The organism is Mammaliicoccus sp. Q-M61, assembly GCF_022386055.1.
Taxonomy (GTDB): Bacteria; Bacillota; Bacilli; order Staphylococcales; family Staphylococcaceae; genus Mammaliicoccus; species Mammaliicoccus sciuri_A.
Genome location: NZ_JAJNJL010000003.1, coordinates 279,198 through 301,706, shown reverse-complemented (window position 1 = coordinate 301,706; position 22,509 = coordinate 279,198). Strand labels below are relative to the sequence as shown.

The window sequence follows — 22,509 nt, the reverse complement described above, 5'->3', positions numbered from 1 at the left end:
GGTTAATCCTAAAGCGGAAGACGTTTTAAAGTAATATTGATTCTTTTAAAACAATTTCATTATGTATTACCTAATGTATCAAATTTTTGTTGCAAAGTTAGATTGAGGCTGATTGCAATAGCAGTATCAACCTCTTTCATCTTTGCATCAGATAAATATGTTAATTTTTCTTTTAAGCGTTTTTTATCAATAGTTCTGATTTGTTCAAGCAAAATTACGGAATCTCTGTCTAATTTATATTTCGCTGCCTCAATTTCTACATGAGTGGGAATTTTGGCTTTATTTATCTTACCAGTAATTGCTGCAACAATCACAGTCGGGCTGTATCGATTACCTGTATCATTCTGGATAATAACGACTGGTCTTGTTCCCCCTTGTTCAGAACCTGTAACTGGTGAAAGATCTGCGAGATATACATCTCCTCTTCTCATTTATTCACCTTGCTGAGAGGCTATATGCGATTCATTTGAATCACAAGCTTCACATTCACAATAGTATGCTTCAGATGCAAGGGAGAGATTTAAATCGGCCATTGAACGATAGCCTTCTTTCAGTGTTTGTTCTAAACTTTGTGTACGATTTTGCGTTAAAGATGTCATAACAAATACCTCCAGATAAAATAAATGTAAATTTTGTTGATTAAGTTATTAATATCATAACAAATGTAACTCTATTTGACTATGCTATTTTAATAATTCGTTCGTAATTTCAACATTTTCACCATCATGATAGATACGTGGTAATCTCTTTTTCAAGTTACAAAGTACTTCATAATTAATGGTATCCTGTGCTTCAGCAATTTTTTCTGCTGATTGTTCCGAATCAACATCATTATCCATGAGAATGACTTTATCACCTGTTTGAACATCATCTGGAACTTTAATCATCGTTTGATCCATACATACTCTACCTATGACGGGACAATTCACACCATTTACATTCACAAGTGTATCTTGCATCTTTCTTAAGTAACCATCTGCATAACCAATTGGCAATGTGGCCACTTTAATACGTTCACCAGCAGTAAATGTTGCACCATAACTCACTGTTTCTCCAGGTTCTAAATATTTAGTTTGAACAACCTCTGTTACTAATTGCGCAGAAGGCTTTAATTTTAAATTAGAAATTTCTTGAATATATTTTGATGGATAATATCCATATAATGAAATACCAAATCTAACAGCTGTACAAATAGATGCATCATATCTTAAGGCACCTGCTGAATTTTGAGCATGTATATATTCAGGTGTTTGAGAAGACTCTACAAATTCTTCAAATAATTCATATTGTTTTTTAGAAAAATCATTTGGTTCGTCTGCAGAAGCAAAGTGCGTATACACACCTTCAAATATAAGGCGTTCATGCTGATCTATTTTATGAACGACATGTTGGTAAGTTTCAATATCTTTCAATCCAATTCTACCCATGCCTGTATCTATTTTTACGTGCATCCATAAAGGTTTATCAGAATCATCATCTATAGATTCTATTGCATCATCTAACCATTGTTCTGATGGAACGGTTAATGCAACTCTATGTTGAACAGCTTTATTAATATCTTTAGTATTAATAACGCCGAGTACTAATATTTTGGCTTTAATACCATGCATTCTTAATTCAATTGCTTCATCTAATGTGGCAACTGCAAAGAAGTCTACACCTTCATTCATTAAATATGTTGCAATTGGTACACTTCCTAATCCGTACCCATTTGCTTTAACGACTGCCATAATTTTCTTATTTGGATGAAGTCTTCCTACTGCTTGATAATTTTCTAGTATTGCCTTTAAATCGACGTTGATATAAGTTGGCCTATAATATTTTTCGGACAACAGCAAGGCACCTCCTCTTATAATATTTGTATTTTATCATATAGAAATCAATCTTGCTTAATATTTTCTATAATCACAATGGCTTCTGCATAATGTTTTGTGTGTGTAATGGACGGATGAACACGGTACCCTTCACAAATGATTTCTGGTTTTCCATTTTCATCTGGTAAACAATTAATCGAATGAAAGCCGTATTTTTTACCAATACCTGTACCCATCGCTTTGCTAAATGCTTCCTTCACAGCAAATCTACCAGCGATGAATTCGACTTTTCTTGATTCTAATTTAATTTTGCTAAAAATATTTATTTCATCTTTTGTTAAAATTTTATTAACCATTTCTGGTCGTTTCGTATACCAATCTTGTATACGTTCTATTTCGACTAAATCTATGCCGACACCTTGAATCATCGTTAACACCTTCATTTTCACTATTTAAAATCATTTTTCAATTCTATTTTGTATCGCGTGTTTAATACGATTTGCCTTATCTTTATTTAAATATTGAATCGTTCGATTTCCTCCAGCTGTGGACAACGTAATATTAGCCAGGTTAAACTTTCTCATTATGAATCCTTCATATAGATCAACATTTTGAATTCTACCCATAGGTATCGTTGTTTCTCTAATCATAAAAATACCTGATTTAATGTTTATTTCATCATCATTTATTTCATATCTGAAATTTCGATACATATAATAAGGCTGGATGATTAAACCATATATAGCTATTACCAAGATGAGCACTACTGGAATAAGCAGAAACCATTTTGAAGCTGTCGTCCACCATAAATTAAAAATTACTGCCATAACAATTAATATGATGATGAGTATTGAAATTGTAATCAACGATCCAATACGTTCAACGACCATTCCCTTTTTATCCATTCTATATCTAGGAAGCATCTACGTGACCTCCTTTATCTTTATACCATTTATAAATATTTAACGTATCTTGTTTATTAATAAATCTTAATCCTTTGGACAACATACCATTTCCATATGCTATTTGAATTGTGAAATGTGCAATATCTTTACGTTTAATAATTGGATTTTCATGTAGTTCAAAAGTTAAAATCTTATTTCTATTCGCCCAAATTGTTGTATATTCAAACGGTGTTGCATTCAGTATGACAATTGAGTCGTCATAAATTTTGTATCCAGATTTCAACGTAATGATACTTGCATAAAATAGCATAACCAAGAATATTACTAATCCGATCATCCAAGTATAAGGCCATAAATATATTTGGATAGGTATCACAATTAACAATAAAATAATTGTCGGGATGAACACTCTTCTACGAATACCTTGTTTAGGTAAGCCTTTTTTAACGGAATGAAACTGAAATTGTGGAATAATATCTTCAAGTAATTGATATGCTTCTTTCTTCTTCATAAATGGCAAGATTGTCACAGTACCGACATCAGTATCTTCTCCATTTTCAAAATGTCCATCTGAAGTAATTATCGCCGAAATTTTAGTGTATCCGATCACTCTTCTGAATATAGATTCTTCTTCTTTTAACGCTTGTATTCTTCTAATTGGAACGGTACGTTTTTGAACTGTTAACAAACCATATTTAACCGTTAAAAGTTCCCCATCAAATGTTAATTGATATTTATAATTTTTAATAAATACAATGAGTGATCCAATGACATAACTCAATATAATAAATAATAGTGTGATTGATATGATAACAAATGTTAAATTAACAACTTGATTAATCAGTGGACTGATGTAATCCTCGATATCGATTATTTGTGTGAAAAATCCAAGTAATGAACCAAGTGCCGCAAATACAATCAAAATACCACCACTTGTAAAACTCATCTTCAATAAATCTTTAGTTGATAATCTAAAGAACACAACTTCTTCTTTTTCATTAATAACATCATGTTGATCAGAATCAGACGACGTTCCATCTTCCTCGTTTAACTCATCTTCGCTTTGCTCTTTATTTTTAATAGCATATTTTCTTTCTTTTAAATATTTAGAAAGACTATCACTTTGTGACTTCGTAATCGTATCTAATTCAATACCATCACTCGGCGTTTTAATGCTTAAACTCACGCCACCTAACAACTGATGTACAATATTTTGAGAAGTATCAACAGACTGAATCCTTTCAATATTTAACTCTTTACGATTTTTTGAAAAGACACCCCAAGTCATAATCAATTGATCATTCTCAATCCAATAACGTGTATTGTAAATCTTAATTGCTTTAAAAATACTACTTATAAGTGAAAAAATTAATAGAACAATCGGAAATGTAAGGTCCCAAAAATTATCAAGTCCGCGTGTTACAACAATAAACACAGCGATTATTAATGGAAATACATTTTCTTTTAAACTGGCTAAAAAGCCACTAACATAAGATATTGGATGTAATTTTTGAGGATCAAACATCATCAGTCACCTCTTTAACCTTAGTCATGATATTTAATCTCGTTTGGTCAGCTATTTCTCGGTTGACCATTGGCAACACTTCTAAATTACCTGCTGTTACAACAACGACAAAGTAAATGTTAAACAATCTAGAAATTGGTCCGTGCTTTATCGTTACATATTGGATTCTGTCATAAGGTTGTACAAATCGCTTTTGATAATAAAGCCCGCTTTGTACTTCAATATACCGGTCTCCAATTTCAAAAGATGTTCTTTTAAGTCGTATAATCGGACTTATAAATCCTATCGCAATCATTAGCAGTGCAATCGGGGTCACAATATAAATGAGAAATGTCCACCAATCATATTTATGCCATAAAAATACAAATACACTGTACAAAACTAAGATAACTATGACATTTATAATATGATTTACATACTCATATTTTATAGACTGTTTTGGCATTTTGTGTTCGAGTATTGGTTTATACATATAATCTCCTCTATCGTTCAATTTACGTGTATTATATCATAAAAAAAGTGTGCGTAACCTTAGAGATTACACACACTTCTTGTTTAGTTTTTATTTTGAATGCTCAGCAAATGTTCTACCTGAGAATTGTTTTTTTGAACGTTGTTTGTTTGGTTTATTGTTTTTACCTTTGTTACGGTCAAATTGATTGTTTTTATCATTACCGCGACGTTTGTTGTTTTTACCATCAAATCTAGTTCTAGATTTACCACGTGAGTTACCACCACGGTTACCTTGTTTGCCTCTATGATTAGACTTTTTAGATAATGGTTTTTCAAATGTTAATTGAATTTCTGCATCGTTGTTAGAAGTAATTAATTCTTGTAATAATGCAGAAACTAATTTTTGGTCACCGTATTCTTTAATTAATGATTCAGCAATTTTTTCAATACGGCCTTCGATTGGACTTTCTACCCAACCTTTAACTTTATCTTTAACATCTGATTCTTTAGCTTTCATAACCTCACCTGGTGTTGGTGGACGTAAAGCGCTCATTTGACGTTTATTAGCTTTTTCGATTTGACGGATATAATCCATTTCGATTGGATTTACAAATGTAACGGCAACACCTTGTTTACCCGCTCTACCTGTACGACCAATACGGTGTGTATAACTTTCAGTATCTTGAGGGATATCAAAGTTATAAACGTGGCTTACGCCAGAAATATCTAATCCACGAGCTGCAACATCTGTAGCTACTAAAATATCGATTTGATCATTTTTGAATTTTTTCAATACTTCTAAACGTTTAGCTTGTGTAATGTCACCGTGTAAACCTTCAGCGCGGTATCCTTTAGTGATTAAAGCACTTGTTAATTCATCAACACGACGTTTCGTACGACCGAATACAATTGCTAATTCAGGATTTTGAACATCTAATAAATTCGTAAATGTCTCGAATTTTTCTAATTCTTTAACGATTGTGTAGAATTCATCAATTTGTGGATCTGACAATTCGTTAGACATTGTTTTAACAATTTTTGGACTCTTCATGAATTTTTGAACTAATTCTTGAATAGCTTTAGGCATTGTTGCTGAGAATAGTAATGTTTGACGATTTTCAGATGGAAGTTTAGACATTATAAATCTCATATCATCTATAAAGCCCATGTTCATCATTTCATCTGCTTCATCTAAGATCAATGTAGAAATTGATTCTGTTTTTAATGTTCTTCTATTTAAGTGGTCAATCACACGTCCTGGTGTACCTACAACGATTTGTGGACCTTTTTTAAGTGATTTGATTTGTCTGTCTATTGGCATACCACCGAATACAGTTACGACACTTACGTTTTGTCCTTTACTGAAACTACGTAATTGCTCTGCCACTTGGTTTGCTAATTCACGTGTTGGTGCAAGAATCAATGCTTGTACACCTTGTTTATCTGCTACTTTATCAATTAATGGAATACCAAATGCACCAGTTTTTCCTGTTCCAGTTTGTGCTTGTCCTAGCACGTCCGTACCTTGTAATGTATGTGGAATACTTTCGATTTGTATTGGTGTTGGTTCAGTAAATCCCATTTTGTCCAAAGCATTTAAGGTAGCTTCAGAAATACCTAATTCTTTAAATTTTTGCAAAATAATTCTCCTTTTATATAGTTAATTCATCTCGTCTTTTTTATTCAACTTCTATATACTACCACCCTTTTACCAATAGCGCAATGCGATTAAATCGTCGTTTACATTTAATTTTCATAAACAAAAACATAATAAAACTGCACTAAAAAGGGATTTAGTACAGTTTCACTTCTTTATTTATTTTTAAATATAAATTTTTCAACTTCATAAAAAACTTTATAATTTACTTTTGATAAACATATTTCATGTGGTCCTTTATCAATTTCAACTAGACGTGCATGCTTTATTCTCTTCACTAAATTTCTCGATTTCTCAATTGGAACGAGACCATCTATTGTGCCATGTATGATCAACGTTTTCGCCACTATTTGTTCTGGAACATATAGCGCACTTTGCTGTAATTTTTTAAATGCCACAAATGATTTATAGTTTATTTTGATTGTACGTCTCACCATAAAATCAAGAATCTTCAAATCTGCATATCTCATATTATTGATAAATGCATATGGAGACTTAACCAAGTATTGTATATTGATATTTTCAAAAGCTGGTGCAATTAACACTAATTGATCAGGTTGTTTAATTTTAGTTAATAAACCTGCAATAATGCCACCCATTGAAAATCCTATAACAATGACTTTATCTGCTTTCTTTCTTAATATTTCATATGATTGTTTCGCTCGCTCAAACCACATATCTTCATTTGTATCTTTAATCAATAAATTTAAGCCATGTCCTGGGTATTCCGGCGCTTCAAGCATAAAATCATAGCGACTACTCAAATATTCAATTAATGGTAATAACTCATAACGACCACCTGTATAACCATGTAAAAACAAGATACCTACTTTCATGTAAGCGCGTTAATAATCGTTTCGAGTGACATACCTCTAGAACCTTTAAACAAAGTGATAGAGTCTTCATTTAATTGATTTTTTAAATAGTCTGTGATTTCCTCTTTATGCTCAAAGTGATAAGTTTCAGGTATATATGCTTTCGCAATATTTGATATATGAGCCGCTTCTTCACCATATGTGATTAACGTTTGTATAGCTTTAAGTTCTAAATAATAGCCAACTTGCTCATGCATTTCTTGACTCATTTCGCCTAGCTCTAATACATCCGCAAGAATAAGTGTCTTATCCGTTTGTTCCATATTATGCAGTGTATCAATTGCTGCTTTCATACTTGTTGGACTTGCATTATAGGCATCATTAATGAGTAAACCATATTGTTCAGTTTCAATTCTTTGCATGCGCATATCCGTTAATACAAGATCATCTAGAGAACTTTGAATAACATCTTCCGTTACACCTAAATGTTTAGCCACTTGAATTGCATATGTGGCATTTTTAACATTGTGTTCTCCTAATATATTTAAATGATAAATGAAATGACTATTATTCAATTGAAAATTGATGCCATGACTTGATGATTGATTCGTTTTAATAATCACATCATTATCATTCGCTACCCCTACAGATAGTTTGTCATGTTTCATTTCAGATACGAAAGGTTTAAGTAATGGCTCATCACCATCGTATATGAATAGTCCTTTATCTTTAAGACCTTCTGTAATTTCAAATTTGGCTTTTGCAATACCTTCTCTAGAACCTAAATCTTGCATATGAGACTCACCAATGTTCGTGATAATGGCAACATCAGGTTCAGCTAAATGTGTTAATTCACTAATTTCACCAAATCCACTCATACCCATTTCTAGAATGGATACTTCAGTATCTTCATCTAAGTCTAGTATCGTCAATGGACAACCAATCTCATTATTATAATTTCCTTGTGTCTTCTTAACTTTAAATGATTTATTCAACACACATTCAACCATATCTTTAGTTGTTGTTTTACCATTTGAACCTGTAATTGCGACAACTTTAGGATTTACATATTTCAAATATGCTTTAGCTAAACTTTGTAATGCTGCTAAAGTGTCATCAACAAAAATAATAGGTCCTTCTGGCGGATTTGGTACGTCTTTTTGCCAAAATGATGCACCTGCACCATCGTCAAGTGTTTGACGTACAAATTTATGACCATCTACATTTTCACCTTTAAATGGTATAAACAAATTTGATTTAGCAATTTTTCTTGAGTCTATGCATGTACCTTGAACAACGACATCAAGATATTCGTCTTGAATGTCACAATCAACCCATTCTTTAATTTTACGTAAATTAATATTCATTCTATTTACCCTCAGTCAATTTTATATTTGATATTCTTCTTGTTATCGTATCGTTCAATAGCAAGTTCAATTAACTTAGTTATAAGCTCTGTATAGCTTAAGTTCATGTTCTCCCATAATAATGGATACATGCTGTATTGTGTAAATCCTGGCATTGCATTTGTTTCGTTAATATAAATTGTATTATCTTCTGTTAAGAAGAAGTCTGCTCTTACCAATCCAGAACAATCTGTTGCTTTAAAAGCTTCAATAGCCATATTTCTTAAAGTTGTTGCTGTTTCTTCATCTACATCAGCAGGTATTTGAAGTTTAACTTTGCCATCTTTATATTTAGATTTATAATCATAAAATTGTACATCTTTAATAACTTCACCAGGTAAAGTTGTTTCTGGGTAATCATTACCTAATACGGCTACTTCAATTTCTCTAGCATCAACACCTTGTTCGATCACAAGTTTACGGTCAAATTGAAATGCTTCTTCAATACCAGAAATTAATTCTTCTTTATTCGTACATTTACTAATACCAACACTTGATCCTAAATTTGCAGGTTTAACGAATACAGGATATTCAAGTTTATTTTGAATAAGCTCCACTATATTATGTTCATATTTCTCGTATTCACTTTTTAAGAAACTTACATATGGTAATTGAGGTAATCCTCTGTGAGCGAATAAATGTTTCATCACTAATTTATCCATTGAACTTGATGCTGCAAGCACACCATTACCAACATAAGGAATATCCAATACTTCAAATAAACCTTGAATTGTACCGTCTTCACCGTTTGGACCGTGTAATAATGGAAATACTGCGCTATATGCGTTGCCATCATTACTCGCTTCTAATAATTTAGATATTGGTGTTAATGATTCACTTGATAATTTTAATTGTTCAATATCTTCGACTTTTCCATCGATAGATTGGTCGCTTTTAATCCAATCCCCATCATTTGTAATATAAATGATATCAATTATGTATTTAGATAGATCAACTGCATTGATCACATTTTGAGCCGTTAAAATTGATACATCGTGCTCTGCACTTTTCCCACCATATATAATGCAAATATTTTTTTTAGACATATATAAGCCTCCAAGTAGATTATTAGCCTATATTTTATCATGTTTTTAGCTATTGTTGCACGTATCAACATGACTATTTTAAAAATAACGCTTTTCTGAATAGCAAAAATGTATCACTTTATGTACAATCAAGTTATAATGAAAATTATGAAATTTAGTGTTAATTAAAGGAGTCTTTTAATGGAAACTTCTACTCGTACATTAAATAAATCGTTTCTAGAAAGAATAGATTGGCGATTAATTACGATTATTCTTATCTTATTTGGAACGAGTTGTTTAATAATCAATTCTGCAATGTCTGGCGGACAATATGAAACAAACTTTTTACTTAAACAAGTCTTATACTATGTACTTGGTTTTATTTTAGCCATTGCCTTAATGTTCATATCTCCAAAGACACTAAGAAAATATGTTTGGATTATATACATAATTGGAAACTTATCATTAGTTGGACTATTAATCCTGCCTGAATCTAGCTTTACACCTATTATTAATGGTGCTAAAAGTTGGTATAGACTAGGACCTATCAGTATCCAACCATCTGAGTTTATGAAAATCATTTTAATTATTGCGCTAGCTAACGTTATCTATCAACATAATAGATTTACTTACAACAAATCATTATCAAGAGACTTTAATTTATTACTAAAAATTGGTTTAACTTCTTTAGTACCAATGTTATTAATACTTTTGCAAAATGATTTAGGAACAACACTTGTATTAATTGCGATCATTCTTGGTATCGTTGTTGTTTCTGGCGTGACATGGAGAATACTCGCACCAGCATTCATCGCTTTATTTGGAATTGGATCAAGTATCATTTTATTAATGATTTTTAAACCAAGTGTGATTGAGAAAGTTTCAGGTATTAAGACGTATCAATTAGGACGTATTAATTCTTGGCTAGATCCGTATGCATACAGCTCAGGTGACGGATACCATTTAACAGAATCCTTAAAAGCCATTGGTTCTGGTCAAATATTTGGTAAAGGTTTAAATAACGGTGAAGTTTATATTCCTGAGAATCATACTGACTTTATTTTTTCAATCATTGGTGAAGAATTTGGATTTATTGGAACGATGGCTGTACTGATTATTTTCTTAGCGTTATTCATTCACTTAATTAGAATGGCTACTACGACACGTCATCCTTTTAATGTTGTATTTATAATCGGATACTTATCATTCGTACTATTCCACGTTGTACAAAATATCGGTATGACCATTCAATTACTACCTATCACAGGTATCCCATTACCATTTATAAGTTATGGTGGATCAGCGTTATGGTCATTAATGGCAGGTGTCGGTATATTACTATCTATCTATTACCACGAAAAAGAGAAATTTACTGAATCCGACTAAAAAGCCGACATATAAAAAACCGCATCCTCAATTTGAGGACGCGGTTTTTTAGTTTACCAATTTATTTCAACTTGTTAGTTGCGACATTCGGCAAACTACGCATTATTTCTATTCGTGACTTAGTTTCTGTTATGTTTACGCCTAATGATGATAAAAGTTTGACCACATTCTTTACCTTTGACTTAGGTTGATTCATGGGTACCACCTCTTATTCAATTTAATTACCTTAAGTTCATTCTACTCTAAATTAAGTAGTTTGACTATAGTTCATTCGGCCTATATTGTTATTTTTTTGTTTAATTTGTTATTTTTTTATAATAATTATATGAATGATAACTTAAACAACTTCATATCCAGCATCGAAAATAGCATTTTCAATATTATCGATACTTGCAGGATCTTCGTATACGACACGTACTTGATTATCATCTGGACTAGCGACAACTTCTTTAACACCGATTAATTGACCTACTGATTCCTCAACTGCTTGTTTACAATGTCCACAAGACATACCTTCAACATTAATGATTTGTTCTTTCATTTATAACACTCCTATATATTTAAATGATATTTTAATTGATGCCATTTCATAATCATTATATGCATATGTTTTAGAACGGTCAAATACAACCTTTTCAATTTTAATTTAAATGTATTATACTAGTTTAAGATAAAGAAACGGAGGCATTGGTATGAACTATTTCTCATATTTTTCATTTGATTTTTCCATCATAGTATCAGTGCTACTTATTACAGCATTTATTCTGAATGTTGTGTTTGGATTTATTATCATTTTCTTAGAACCAAGAGAAGCTGGTGCGATTTGGGCATGGTTGCTAGTGCTTTTATTTGTTCCGATATTAGGATTTATACTTTACCTACTATTTGGGAGACAAATTCAAAGAAAGAGTATTTTCAACTTAGATGAACAAGATAAAATAGGTCTTGAGCACATCATAAATGAACAAATTAAAGCAATTGATGAAAATAATTTCGAAATTGATAAGCCTGAAATTTCTAATTATAAGCATCTGATTCATATGTTGCTTTACAATAACTCAGCCTTCTTAACAACTGATAACAAAGTTGAAATGTTTACAGATGGACATGATAAATTCGATGCACTTATTGAAGATATTAGAAAAGCTGAGTCATATATCCATATTCAATATTATATCTTTAAGAAGGATAACTTAGGTAAAAAGATCTTATTTGAACTTGAAAAGAAACTTCAAGAAGGTCTAGAAGTTAAAATGTTATATGACGACATGGGTTCCCGTAAATTAAATTTATCTTCATTCAAGAAATTTAGAGCTCAAGGTGGAGAAGTTGCAAGTTTCTTCCCTTCTAAACTCCCACTCATTAACTTTAGAATGAATAACCGTAACCATAGAAAGATTGTTGTGATTGATGGAAAAGTTGGTTACGTAGGTGGCTTTAATGTCGGAGATGAATATTTAGGTTTAGATAAAAAATTTGGTTATTGGCGAGACACGCACTTAAGATTAGAAGGCGACTCAGTCAATGCATTACAGCTTAGGTTTATGTTGGACTGGAACTCACAATCTACACGTGACAAGATGCGCTATGAATCTAAATACTTCCCTGATGTTGAGTCTGGCGGTAAAGTTGGTATTCAAATTGCATCAAGTGGTCCCGATGAAGAATGGGAACAAATCAAATATGGTTATTTAAAAATGATATCTGAAGCTAAAAAGCATATTTACATTCAAACACCATATTTCATTCCAGATTTATCATTTTTAGATGCGATTAAGATTGCTGCCCTATCAGGCGTAGATGTTAATGTGATGATTCCTAATAAACCTGATCACCCATTTGTTTATTGGGCAACATTTGCCAATGTCGGTGAATTAATTAAAGCAGGCGTTAAAGTTCATATATACGAAAAAGGCTTTATACACACGAAGATGGTAGCCATAGATGATGAAGTTGTAAGTATTGGTACAGCAAACATGGATAATAGAAGCTTTGTATTAAACTTCGAAGTTAATGCCTTTATTTACGACGAAGAAATCGCAAAGAATTCACGATTAGCTTATGAGAATGATATGACGCATTCATCATTATTAACAGTTGAAAGATATGAAAATAGAAGCACGTGGATTAAATTAAAAGAAGGTATAGCACGCTTACTATCACCTTTACTATAAATTCTAAACAGGTAGAAGAGATGATTGTTTAAACTTTTCTACCTGTTTTTTTAAGGAGAAAGATATGAATAAAGAACAGATTATTAAAGAAGCAGAATCATATGTTAGAACATTACATCAAAACGATACGACAGGTCATGACTTTGAGCATATTCTAAGAGTAAGACATCATGCTCTAGATATTGCACAGTTTGAGGACGTGGATTTATTCGTAGTTGAATTAGCAAGTTTACTACACGATGCTGTTGATAAGAAATTATTTAAAGATGCCGATACAGCGTGGCAACAACTTTATCAATGGATGAATGACATGGAGCTAAGTGAAGCGATTCAAACAGAGATTATCCATATTCTAAAGTATGTTAGTTATAACGGTGGTAAAAATGAAGGTAAACTTACAAGCTTAGCAGGAAAGATCGTCCAAGATGCAGACCGTATAGATGCGATTGGCGCGATAGGAATAGCTAGAACATTTCAATATGCCGGTCATTTTAAAGAACCTATGCATATCTCCTCTCAACAACCGCGTAATTTAAATGACCTACAAGAAGGTCAATATCATGATGAACCGAATACAGCAATCAATCATTTTTACGAGAAATTATTACTATTAAAAGATTTAATGAATACTAAACGCGGCAAACAAATTGCTGAAGAACGCCACCTATTTATGGAAAACTTTTTAGAACAATTTTATCAAGAATGGAATATAATTAAAAAAACAAACTAATCACGATGATTAGTTTGTTTTTTTGCTTTTATTTCTTTTTCTTCTTATTAGATACGAGTTTAGCTGGTTTCTTCTCTTTGTTAGCTTCTTGTTGATTTCTTTCATGTGCTTCAATGATTGGTTTCATTTCTTCTTCAACTTTGTTGTTATAGAAGACATTACCTAACCATGTTTGAACAACTAAGAATGCACCACCGACTGCCCAGTATAAACCTAATGCAGATGCTGAAATGTATGACATCCAAATAATCATAATTGGAGAAATAAACATCATCATTCTCATCATATTTTTCTGTTCATCTGGAACATTCGCATACTTCATAGAAACAAATGCTTGTAATGCATAAATGATACCTGCAATGACCGTAATAATTAAATCAGGTTCAGTTAAATTAAACCATAAGAAATTCGGATATTCTGTAATTCCGCCTTCAGTAGGATATTTTAATACATAGAATAATCCCATGACAATTGGCATTTGTATAACGATTGGTAAACAACCCATGTTCATTGGATTAATACCATGTTTTTTGTATAATGCCATCATTTCTTGATTGGCTGCCATTTTTTCTTCTTGAGTACGAGCACGTTTAACTTTTTCTTGAATTGCTTCCATTTCAGGTTTAGCAAGTTTCATTTTTTCACGCATTAACTTTTGATTCTTATACGTCTTCATCATAAATGGGAATAACGCAAAACGCACAATTAATGTTATAACGATAATAGCTAGACCATAATCGTGATTCAAATTTGTACCAAGCCAATGAATAACACTATCCATCGGTTTTACGAATGTATTATAAAAGAATCCATCCCTATTCTCAGGTTTAGAATAATCACAACCAGCTAGCACAACCATTACACCAAATAATAATGGCCATAAAGCTTTTTTCTTCATTTTTCCACCTCTATTGATATACTCACATAAAACTCATTCTATCATAGAATAGCGACAACATAAATCAATATATTAATTTTATCAAATATTTTTATACTGTTTATGAAAGCCCTTCACAGTTTGTTCAATATTTTGACTTTTCGCTATAGCAGAGATAACACTTACACCATTTGCGCCAGCTTTAATAAGTGGTTGTACATCAACTTCAGTAATGCCGCCGATTGCAACGATAGGAATATCTTGATTGATTTTTCTCATATTTTCAATCTGTTGATACCCACCTTCTTCTCCTGCATCAGCTTTAGAATTTGTAGAATGTATAGGTCCGGTTCCAATATAATCCACGTCGGATATATCAGATTGATCATATTCCATTTTATTTGCAACACTTAAGCCAATGATTTTATCTTTAAACTTATCTTTAAAATCAGCTACGTTTCGGTCATCTTGACCGACGTGTATGCCATCAGCATTTAATTTAATTGCTAAATCTACATCATCATTGACGATAAATGGAACTTGATATTGCTTGCAAAGCTCAAATAATGATTGCACAAGGGCTTCTTTTTCTGCCCCTTTCTTACTCGTCTCACCTTTTTCACGAAATTGAAACATCGTGATGCCTGCTTTTAAAGCTTCTTCAACAACTCTTATAAGATTACCATCAGCAATATCTTGACTGCCTGCTATAAAATATACTTTTAACGTTTTTGGATCAAACATTTAGTTCACTTCTTTCACAATCTTTTTCTCTTTAACGATGTCTTCCGTTATAACATTCAGTTGATCTATAAACGAAATTTGAAATGTACCTGGTAAATGTGCCCCAGGTTGTTGATATGCCAACTCACTTGCAATATTATATGTTGATAACGCTTCTTCTAATAAGTCTATTGTGATGGTATTTTCATGAGATAAGAATGCAGCTATTACCCCACCTAATAAACAACCTCCACCAGTTACTTTCGTTAACATCTCACTACCATTGTGCAATTCGATGATTTTATTATGACATGCAATGACATCGACTTTACCAGTTATGATAATCGGTAGCTTTAATTGTTGATGTGCTTTTTTTGCAATTTTAACAGCATCAAGCGTATCATCACTATCTGTACCTTTCATAATTGTATCTTCTTCTATAAGCGCTAATATTTCTGATGCATTGCCTCTTATAACATCAACTACTTCATCATTTAATAATGTCGTACAAAAAGTCTTTCTTAATTGTGATGCACCAACAGCAACTGGATCTAGAACTACTGGAACACCATTTCTATGCATAATTTCAGCATATTGCTTCATATCATATGCTTTATCAGTCGTAATCGTACCTATGTTAAGAAGAAAAGCGCCTGCTGCTTTTGAAAATTCTTCTGCTTCTTCAGGTTCTTCACTCATTGCTGGACTTGCGCCTAATGAAATTAAACCATTTGCTGTAAAGTTTTTAACGACATCATTTGTATAACATACGATTAATGGACTATTTTCTCTAATATTTGTTAATTTACTCATAATCTAATCCCTCTATCTTTTGGTATGCAAAGTGGTTTACTGGACCTCTACCTTTGCCTATTTCAGGTGTATATTGAATAGCTAACGTAATAAATCTTTTAGCTACTTCTACCGCTTCTTCAATTGTATGACCTTTAGCTAATTCTGCTGTTATTACTGCACTAAATGTACAACCTGTTCCATGTGTATGCTTCGTATTGAATCTTTCACTTTTCCAACTTTTCACGCCATTTTCAGTAAATAAATAGTCGATTGCATCACCTTCCAGATGGCCACCTTTTATAACGACACCTTTAGATCCAATTTCATTTAAGAAAAATGCACCAGCTTTTTTAATTTCTTCTTCAGTTTGAATCTTAAATCCAGTAATATCTTCTGCTTCTGGAATATTAGGTGTAACGACTGTAGCTAAGGGTAATAATATTTCTTTAAGTTTCCCTTTCCCTTCATCATCCATTAGCGCATCACCACTTTTAGCAACCATGACTGGGTCAATAACATACGGTTTACCAGATTGTTCAATAAATGGTTTAATCGTTTGCATCATTTCTTCTGATGCAATCATACCTGTTTTGATAGCATGTGGCACTTCATCATCAAAGACACTTCTTAATTGGCTTTCAATAACATCAACAGGTAAATGGTAAACGTCTTGTACACCTAGACTGTTTTGAGAAACGATACTAGTAGCAACTGCCATTCCATAAACGCCCGATGCATGAAATGATTTCAAATCTGCCATAATACCCGCTCCACCACTTGGGTCCGTTCCAGCAATCGTTAATGCTATATTCGGTTTTTTCATTGTAATCCACCTCAAATTTATATTTATAATTCTATTATTGATAACTTCATAAAAAATGACCTCTTTCATAAGAAAGAGGTCAATTAATAGTTGTAAAAACGTTCATCGACCACTTTCCTACGTTGGCATTATCCAAATCAGGTGTTAAGGGACTGAATTAATTCATCTCAGCCAAATGGCGCCCCTAGCAGTCACTCATATATTCAGTTTATTTAAGATTATCAAATAGACGTATTGTGGTCAAATTAAAAAATCGCCTAGGATATTTCCTAGGCGATTGGATAAATTAATTTATAACCACTTTAGATTAAAGTGTATGGCTTACCAGTATGTGTTTGAAGAACGGAATGCTACTGCATTATCAATTGAACCATAACGACTTTTAGCATAATTAATCATACCTTTAGTTTGTTGTTCAACAGTTCCTCGACCCCATGCTTCTTTAGTTTGTCCAAGACCACGGTAGCCTAATTCATTAACTGCATTTGGATTACCACTTGATTCAGGTAAAACAATTGTATTCCACATAGCTTCAGTACCACCAGCAGCTAAGAATTGAGCTTTTACTGATCCACCAGTGCTAGCTGTTGAAGTTTGAGTAGTTCTAACTTTTTGAGCTGGAGCTTGGTATGATTGTTGAGCTGGTGCTTTATATGTTTGTTGTGCTGGCGCTTGGTAAGATTGAACAGGCGCTTGGTAGCTTTGTTGTTGAGCTGGAGCTGCAACTTGTTCTTGAGTTTGTTGAACTGGCGCTTGTTGTGCTACAGGCGCTTTAGCTGGCTCAGCTGATTGAGCTGGAGCTTGTAATGATAAAGTTTGTCCAACAATGATTAGATCTGAAGATAAGTTGTTCCATGCTTTTAATTGAGATACAGTTACATCGTATTTAGCTGCGATTTTACCTAAAGTATCTCCTGCTACTACAGTGTATTCTGTAGTTGATTCTGAACTTTTCTCGTTAACCTTGATTACTTGGTTAGGGAAGATTAAGTTAGATTTTAAACCATTTTCTGCTTTAATAGCACTTACTGAAGTACCATATTGTTGTGAAATACTACCTAAAGTATCACCAGATTTTACTGTATGTGTTGCTGCATCGGCTGTAGCTGTTACCCCTGTAGTAACTGCAACTGCCGCAGTTGAAACTGCTAATAATTTTTTCATGATTGAATGTTTCCTCCTGTAAGGTTTTCACTTTTTATATGATTTTTACTGTTTAAACTATACCACTTATTTTTATGTCATAGGTTACAGCTATATGAAAAAATTACAGCTAATATTACAGTTAGATTACGTTAATTTTCAGACAATATTTTGAATATTAATCATTAAAATACCTAAACAAAGGGATTTATAAAGATTGAACAAAATTAATTATCAGACAATTTGTCATATTCATGTAATTTTTTAAACAATTACGTGTAATTATGTATACTTGCTGCCCTACAGCAAGACAGCAAGTTTCGGAATTTAGAATCAAGAATATTTATTTTCGGAAGTATTTCTATAAACAGTTTTTATTGAAGTTTAATGCTACGAGGTTGTTACTTTTGATGCATCAGCATCAGGAGTTTGTTGTTCAGTTTCTTTAATAACGTCAACGACATTATGATATTCGCTATATAACTTTTCATCTAAGTTATTTTCACCATTTTCTTTAGCTAATGCTTCAGCTCGTAATTTTTCTTTTGCTACTTTTGATGAAAGGTCACTAGCATAACTTTCACTAATTAATTCACTCATTTCCTCTTTCGTTTGAGGGATCGTTGATTTACTTGATGCAGGCATATTTAAGAATTTAATCGTTTCACATATAATTTCTGTTATATAGTGTTTCTTATCATCTTTAACATATGCTCTTGATTGAATTTGCCCAGTTAATGCAACAAGCTGTCCCTTCTTAGTATATTCATGAATATTATGTGCAAGTTTACCAAATGCTTTACATACAATAAAATCAACAGCAATCGTGCCATCTTTAGTCTTATATCCACGTTCAACAGCTAAACAAAATGTAGAAATGATAATTTCGCCTTTCTTATAATATGCAGGGTCCTTAGTTAAACGTCCAACTAATACAGATTTATTTAACATATTCTCACCTCCTTATACTTATAATATAATGAGTCAATTTTTTCAGTCAAAGTCCGATAAATCATAAAATAAACACCTATTCTTCACTTTATTTTATGATTATTGTTATTTCATGCAAAAGTGCTTTATAATAGATAACAAAGTTAAACATTCGTAGATTTAACGATAAGGGGGATGTTTATGAAAACATTTAAAGCCGTACGCTTTCAAATTGTAGATGATGAACAGATTACAGAGTATGAATTATTAGATGGTATCATTATAAATAAAGAAAATAGTGGTACAGGATGGCTATTAGAGATCTTAATTTCAGATATCCATTACGAACAAATGAAAGAATATCACGATAACCAAACCTTACTAGATACACGTGTCGTTATAACAAGACCTTCAAACGACCCAGCATTATTTGATGCAACCATCAAATACATAGAACAACTAGAAGATAAAATATCCGTCGTATTTGAATGTCATATCTATACATTACGACAAGTATATGCAGAACGATTATTAGAGCAACTCATAGATGAAGGCTTATCAGGAGATGAGCTTAAAACATCATTTAATAGATTGATGCAATCTAAACCAAAATTAAAAGACGAAAAAAGCAATATATAAAGAAAAATCTAGGACAGTTTGTGGTCCTAGATTTTTTGTTAGGTGTGTATTTGGGTGTGTAACTTCCATTATTCCGAATTCTGGTAATTAGAATCCGTTAACTTCCATTATTTCGAATTCTGGTAATTAGAATGCGCTAACTTCCATTATTTCGAATTCTGGTAATTAGAATCCGCTAACTTCCATTATTTCGAATTCTGGTAATTAGAACGTTGTAACTACCACTATTCCGAATTCTGGTAATTAGAACTCTGTAACTACCACTATTCTGAATTCTGGTAATTAGAATCCGCTAACTTCCATTATTTCGAATTCTGGTAATTAGAATCCGCTAACTTCCATTATTTCGAATTCTGGTAGTTAGGTGGGCGCTCTCTTAGAGACATTTCTCGGAATTCTGTCCCTAACAACGCCTCTTACGGACATTTCTCCGAATTCTGTCCCTAACATCGCCTCTTAGAGACATTTCTCGGAATTCTGTCCCTAACAAAATCAAATCCCATTTATAAGCAGAAAAAAAGAGAAAACAGTCGCCTGTTTTCTCTTTTCTATTTATTGATCTACAATAGCAAAGCTAATTTCACAACTACATGCAACTTCTCCATCTACTGTTGCTTTTGCTGTTCCTTTTCCTATTGGACCTTTTATTTTGTTTATTTCTACTTCAAGTCTTAGAGTGTCACCTGGTGTAACTTGTTTTTTGAATCGACATTTATCAATTCCTGCAAACATTGCTAGTTTACCTTGGTTTTCTTCTAAGCGTAACATTGCAACTGCACCTGTTTGTGCTAATGCTTCTACGATTAATACGCCTGGCATTACTGCATAATCAGGAAAATGTCCTTGGAAAAATGGTTCGTTACCTGCTACTTGTTTAATACCTACACAACGTTTACCGTCTTCTAATTCTACTATTCTATCTAATAATAAAAATGGGTAACGGTGAGGTATAATTTTTTTAATTTCGTTAAAGTCATAAATAGTTTCCATTATGAGCTCCTTCCAGTTAAATCAAAGATGTGTTGCCAAGTTTCGGGATTAAACACCCCAAATGGATTATGAAGTATACCGTATCCAATCATAGTTCCAACAATAAATAATAAAATCATTAATACTAATAATATAAGTAATTTAATCCATAATGGAATGACACGATGCTCTACTTCCACTCCTTGAATTGTTTCTACTCTATTTCTTTGAAGTTTCTCTTTAATAGATTGATAAGTTGACTTTCTTTTTTTATCGTCAGATCTTGATGATTGTGTTTCAGCCATACTAAACCCTCGCTTTATCGTTTAACTTGCCATTATCATTGATGCGTTCAACATCTGCACCTAATGCTTTAAGTTTACCATGAAAATCAACATAACCTCTATCTAAATGTTTAAGTTCTGTAACGTTTGTATATCCGTCAGACACAAGTCCAGCAAGAATCAATGATGCACCAGCTCTTAAATCTGTAGCTTTTACATCTGCACCTTGTAATTTACTGTTACCTGTAATCATTGCACTTCTACCATTAATGAAAATATCTGCATTCATACGTTTGAATTCTTCTACATGCATAAATCTGTTTTCAAATACTGTTTCAGTTACTTTACTAGTACCATTAGCTGTTAATAATAAAGCCATAATTTGAGATTGCATATCTGTAGGGAATCCTGGATGTGGCATTGTTTTAACATCAATTGCTTTAATTTCACCAGGTACTTGAACATTTAATCCATCTTCGATATCCGTAATTTGAACACCAGCTTCTTCTAATTTAGACACTAAGCTAGTCATATGTTCTCTAATTGCTCCAATAACATTAACGTTTCCTCTAGTAATCGCTGCTGCAATCATAAATGTACCAGCTTCAATTCTATCTGGAATAATAGAATGTTCTGCACCGTGTAATTGACTAACACCTGTGATTCTAATTGTATCTGTGCCAGCACCGTGTACTTGTGCACCCATTTCATTTAAATAGTTAGCTAAATCTACAATTTCTGGTTCTCTTGCAACGTTTTGAATTTCAGTTTTTCCTTCTGCAAGGACTGCTGCCATCATAATATTTTGAGTAGCACCTACACTTGGGAAATCTAAATAAATTTTAGCCCCTTTTAAGCCATTAGGTGTTGTTGCTTCAATAAATCCGTTATGTAGTTCAATTTCTGCACCTAAAGCTTCGAATCCTTTTAAATGTTGTTCAATAGGTCTTGAACCAATTGCACAACCACCAGGTAAAGCAACTCTAGCATGACCTTCTCTTGCTAATAAAGGACCCATAACTAAAATACTCGCTCTCATCTTACTTACGTATTCATATGGTGCTTCGATTTTTAATGTATTTGATGCATCTATTTTTACAGTGTTATGATCTGCATCATATTCTATATCTGCATTTAAATGCGTAAGTACTGTGTTAATTGTATCTACATCACTTAATTTAGGTACATTCGTTAATACACTTTGACCAACACTTGGTAAAAGTGTAGCTGTTAATATTGGTAATACTGCGTTTTTTGCCCCTTCGACTACAACTGTGCCATTAAGACTTGCTCCGCCTTTCACGACGATTTTATCCATATAATTATCCTCCAAAAAACTTCACTTTTATTTATTTTACAAATGTATATATTTATTTAATACACATTTTTCTTGATTCATAAACATCACCAAAATATTATACTACTTTTTTGTTCTT

26 protein-coding genes and 1 riboswitch are annotated in these 22,509 nt (G+C 32.5%); of the genes, 4 read left to right on the top strand and 22 right to left on the bottom strand.

Features of this window, described 5'->3' with window-relative positions; translation table 11 throughout:
- Positions 1-59: 59 nt before the first annotated feature.
- The 11 genes from LQ677_RS06950 to LQ677_RS06900 all read right to left on the bottom strand — a co-directional run bounded on the left by LQ677_RS06950 (position 60) and on the right by LQ677_RS06900 (position 9,621).
- Positions 60-431 (bottom strand): type II toxin-antitoxin system PemK/MazF family toxin, encoded by a 372-nt coding sequence (locus tag LQ677_RS06950; RefSeq protein WP_025904511.1) that lies wholly within the window; start codon positions 429-431, stop codon positions 60-62.
- Positions 432-599, bottom strand: coding sequence for a type II toxin-antitoxin system antitoxin MazE (gene mazE, locus LQ677_RS06945; protein WP_025904510.1), 168 nt, complete (start codon positions 597-599; stop codon positions 432-434).
- An 84-nt stretch (positions 600-683) separates the two neighbouring features.
- Complete coding sequence (gene alr, locus LQ677_RS06940; protein ID WP_159315398.1) at positions 684-1,832, bottom strand: alanine racemase; 1,149 nt, start codon at positions 1,830-1,832, stop codon at positions 684-686.
- Positions 1,833-1,879: 47 nt separating this feature from the next.
- On the bottom strand, positions 1,880-2,242 hold the full coding sequence (gene acpS, locus LQ677_RS06935; protein ID WP_037589759.1) for a holo-ACP synthase: 363 nt from the start codon (positions 2,240-2,242) through the stop codon (positions 1,880-1,882).
- 30 nt (positions 2,243-2,272) lie between these two features.
- A complete protein-coding gene (locus LQ677_RS06930) occupies positions 2,273-2,737 on the bottom strand; it encodes a PH domain-containing protein (protein WP_159315399.1) in 465 nt (154 codons plus the stop codon).
- Positions 2,727-4,247 carry a PH domain-containing protein gene (locus LQ677_RS06925; RefSeq protein ID WP_239748204.1) on the bottom strand — a complete coding sequence of 507 codons (1,521 nt, stop codon included), beginning with the start codon at positions 4,245-4,247 and terminating at the stop codon, positions 2,727-2,729. Before LQ677_RS06925 ends, LQ677_RS06930 begins: the two co-directional genes overlap by 11 nt.
- Positions 4,237-4,716 carry a PH domain-containing protein gene (locus tag LQ677_RS06920; RefSeq protein WP_107576532.1) on the bottom strand — a complete coding sequence of 160 codons (480 nt, stop codon included), beginning with the start codon at positions 4,714-4,716 and terminating at the stop codon, positions 4,237-4,239. The genes LQ677_RS06925 and LQ677_RS06920 overlap by 11 nt, the downstream gene beginning before the upstream one ends.
- A gap of 90 nt (positions 4,717-4,806) precedes the next feature.
- A complete protein-coding gene (gene cshA, locus LQ677_RS06915; protein WP_239748203.1) occupies positions 4,807-6,336 on the bottom strand; it encodes a degradosome RNA helicase CshA in 1,530 nt (509 codons plus the stop codon).
- 173 nt (positions 6,337-6,509) lie between these two features.
- On the bottom strand, positions 6,510-7,190 hold the full coding sequence (locus tag LQ677_RS06910; RefSeq protein ID WP_239748202.1) for an alpha/beta hydrolase: 681 nt from the start codon (positions 7,188-7,190) through the stop codon (positions 6,510-6,512).
- Positions 7,187-8,536 (bottom strand): UDP-N-acetylmuramoyl-tripeptide--D-alanyl-D-alanine ligase, encoded by a 1,350-nt coding sequence (locus LQ677_RS06905; RefSeq protein WP_239748201.1) that lies wholly within the window; start codon positions 8,534-8,536, stop codon positions 7,187-7,189. Before LQ677_RS06905 ends, LQ677_RS06910 begins: the two co-directional genes overlap by 4 nt.
- Positions 8,537-8,547: 11 nt before the next feature.
- Positions 8,548-9,621 carry a D-alanine--D-alanine ligase gene (locus LQ677_RS06900; RefSeq protein ID WP_037589765.1) on the bottom strand — a complete coding sequence of 358 codons (1,074 nt, stop codon included), beginning with the start codon at positions 9,619-9,621 and terminating at the stop codon, positions 8,548-8,550.
- Positions 9,622-9,801: 180 nt separating this feature from the next.
- On the opposite strand from LQ677_RS06900, the gene LQ677_RS06895 reads away from it, so the two are divergent.
- The gene (locus LQ677_RS06895) at positions 9,802-10,986 is read left to right on the top strand and encodes an FtsW/RodA/SpoVE family cell cycle protein (RefSeq protein WP_239748200.1); all 1,185 of its coding nucleotides are present in this window, start codon (positions 9,802-9,804) and stop codon (positions 10,984-10,986) included.
- Positions 10,987-11,047: 61 nt separating this feature from the next.
- Here LQ677_RS06895 and LQ677_RS06890 read toward each other — a convergent pair whose 3' ends face one another.
- Positions 11,048-11,182, bottom strand: a complete 135-nt coding sequence (locus tag LQ677_RS06890; protein WP_224658879.1) for an Lmo0850 family protein — start codon at positions 11,180-11,182, stop codon at positions 11,048-11,050.
- Between the two features lie 141 nt (positions 11,183-11,323).
- Positions 11,324-11,527, bottom strand: coding sequence for a copper ion binding protein (locus LQ677_RS06885; RefSeq protein ID WP_025904499.1), 204 nt, complete (start codon positions 11,525-11,527; stop codon positions 11,324-11,326).
- A gap of 151 nt (positions 11,528-11,678) precedes the next feature.
- On the opposite strand from LQ677_RS06885, the gene cls reads away from it, so the two are divergent.
- Together cls and LQ677_RS06875 are read left to right on the top strand one after the other, a co-directional pair.
- On the top strand, positions 11,679-13,160 hold the full coding sequence (gene cls / locus LQ677_RS06880; RefSeq protein ID WP_049320116.1) for a cardiolipin synthase: 1,482 nt from the start codon (positions 11,679-11,681) through the stop codon (positions 13,158-13,160).
- Positions 13,161-13,224: 64 nt separating this feature from the next.
- Entirely contained in the window at positions 13,225-13,890 is a 666-nt protein-coding gene (locus tag LQ677_RS06875; RefSeq protein WP_239748199.1) for an HD domain-containing protein, read from the top strand.
- A 28-nt stretch (positions 13,891-13,918) separates the two neighbouring features.
- Here LQ677_RS06875 and yidC read toward each other — a convergent pair whose 3' ends face one another.
- The 6 genes from yidC to LQ677_RS06845 all read right to left on the bottom strand — a co-directional run bounded on the left by yidC (position 13,919) and on the right by LQ677_RS06845 (position 19,202).
- A complete protein-coding gene (gene yidC / locus LQ677_RS06870; RefSeq protein ID WP_126477267.1) occupies positions 13,919-14,788 on the bottom strand; it encodes a membrane protein insertase YidC in 870 nt (289 codons plus the stop codon).
- An 81-nt stretch (positions 14,789-14,869) separates the two neighbouring features.
- Positions 14,870-15,511 carry a thiamine phosphate synthase gene (gene thiE, locus LQ677_RS06865; protein WP_239748198.1) on the bottom strand — a complete coding sequence of 214 codons (642 nt, stop codon included), beginning with the start codon at positions 15,509-15,511 and terminating at the stop codon, positions 14,870-14,872.
- Entirely contained in the window at positions 15,512-16,303 is a 792-nt protein-coding gene (gene thiM / locus LQ677_RS06860; protein ID WP_191836448.1) for a hydroxyethylthiazole kinase, read from the bottom strand. It lies immediately after the preceding gene.
- A complete protein-coding gene (gene thiD, locus LQ677_RS06855) occupies positions 16,296-17,108 on the bottom strand; it encodes a bifunctional hydroxymethylpyrimidine kinase/phosphomethylpyrimidine kinase (RefSeq protein ID WP_204258969.1) in 813 nt (270 codons plus the stop codon). The genes thiM and thiD overlap by 8 nt, the downstream gene beginning before the upstream one ends.
- A gap of 97 nt (positions 17,109-17,205) precedes the next feature.
- Positions 17,206-17,304, bottom strand: a riboswitch (TPP riboswitch).
- A gap of 125 nt (positions 17,305-17,429) precedes the next feature.
- Positions 17,430-18,272 (bottom strand): aggregation-promoting factor C-terminal-like domain-containing protein, encoded by an 843-nt coding sequence (locus tag LQ677_RS14835; protein WP_239748197.1) that lies wholly within the window; start codon positions 18,270-18,272, stop codon positions 17,430-17,432.
- 369 nt (positions 18,273-18,641) lie between these two features.
- Positions 18,642-19,202: a single-stranded DNA-binding protein gene (locus LQ677_RS06845; RefSeq protein WP_239748196.1), complete on the bottom strand. Its 561-nt coding sequence runs from the start codon at positions 19,200-19,202 to the stop codon at positions 18,642-18,644.
- A 180-nt stretch (positions 19,203-19,382) separates the two neighbouring features.
- Between LQ677_RS06845 and LQ677_RS06840 the strand changes: the two genes are divergently transcribed.
- The gene (locus LQ677_RS06840) at positions 19,383-19,820 is read left to right on the top strand and encodes a YwpF-like family protein (protein WP_025904490.1); all 438 of its coding nucleotides are present in this window, start codon (positions 19,383-19,385) and stop codon (positions 19,818-19,820) included.
- 552 nt (positions 19,821-20,372) lie between these two features.
- Here LQ677_RS06840 and fabZ read toward each other — a convergent pair.
- The 3 genes from fabZ to murA are packed head-to-tail and all read right to left on the bottom strand — an operon-like array spanning position 20,373 to position 22,391.
- Positions 20,373-20,810, bottom strand: coding sequence for a 3-hydroxyacyl-ACP dehydratase FabZ (gene fabZ, locus LQ677_RS06835; RefSeq protein WP_025904489.1), 438 nt, complete (start codon positions 20,808-20,810; stop codon positions 20,373-20,375).
- Positions 20,810-21,094: a DNA-directed RNA polymerase subunit beta gene (locus LQ677_RS06830; RefSeq protein ID WP_025904488.1), complete on the bottom strand. Its 285-nt coding sequence runs from the start codon at positions 21,092-21,094 to the stop codon at positions 20,810-20,812. Before LQ677_RS06830 ends, fabZ begins: the two co-directional genes overlap by 1 nt.
- A 1-nt stretch (position 21,095) precedes the next feature.
- Positions 21,096-22,391 carry a UDP-N-acetylglucosamine 1-carboxyvinyltransferase gene (gene murA, locus LQ677_RS06825; protein ID WP_204258966.1) on the bottom strand — a complete coding sequence of 432 codons (1,296 nt, stop codon included), beginning with the start codon at positions 22,389-22,391 and terminating at the stop codon, positions 21,096-21,098.
- Between the last annotated feature and the right edge of the window lie 118 nt (positions 22,392-22,509).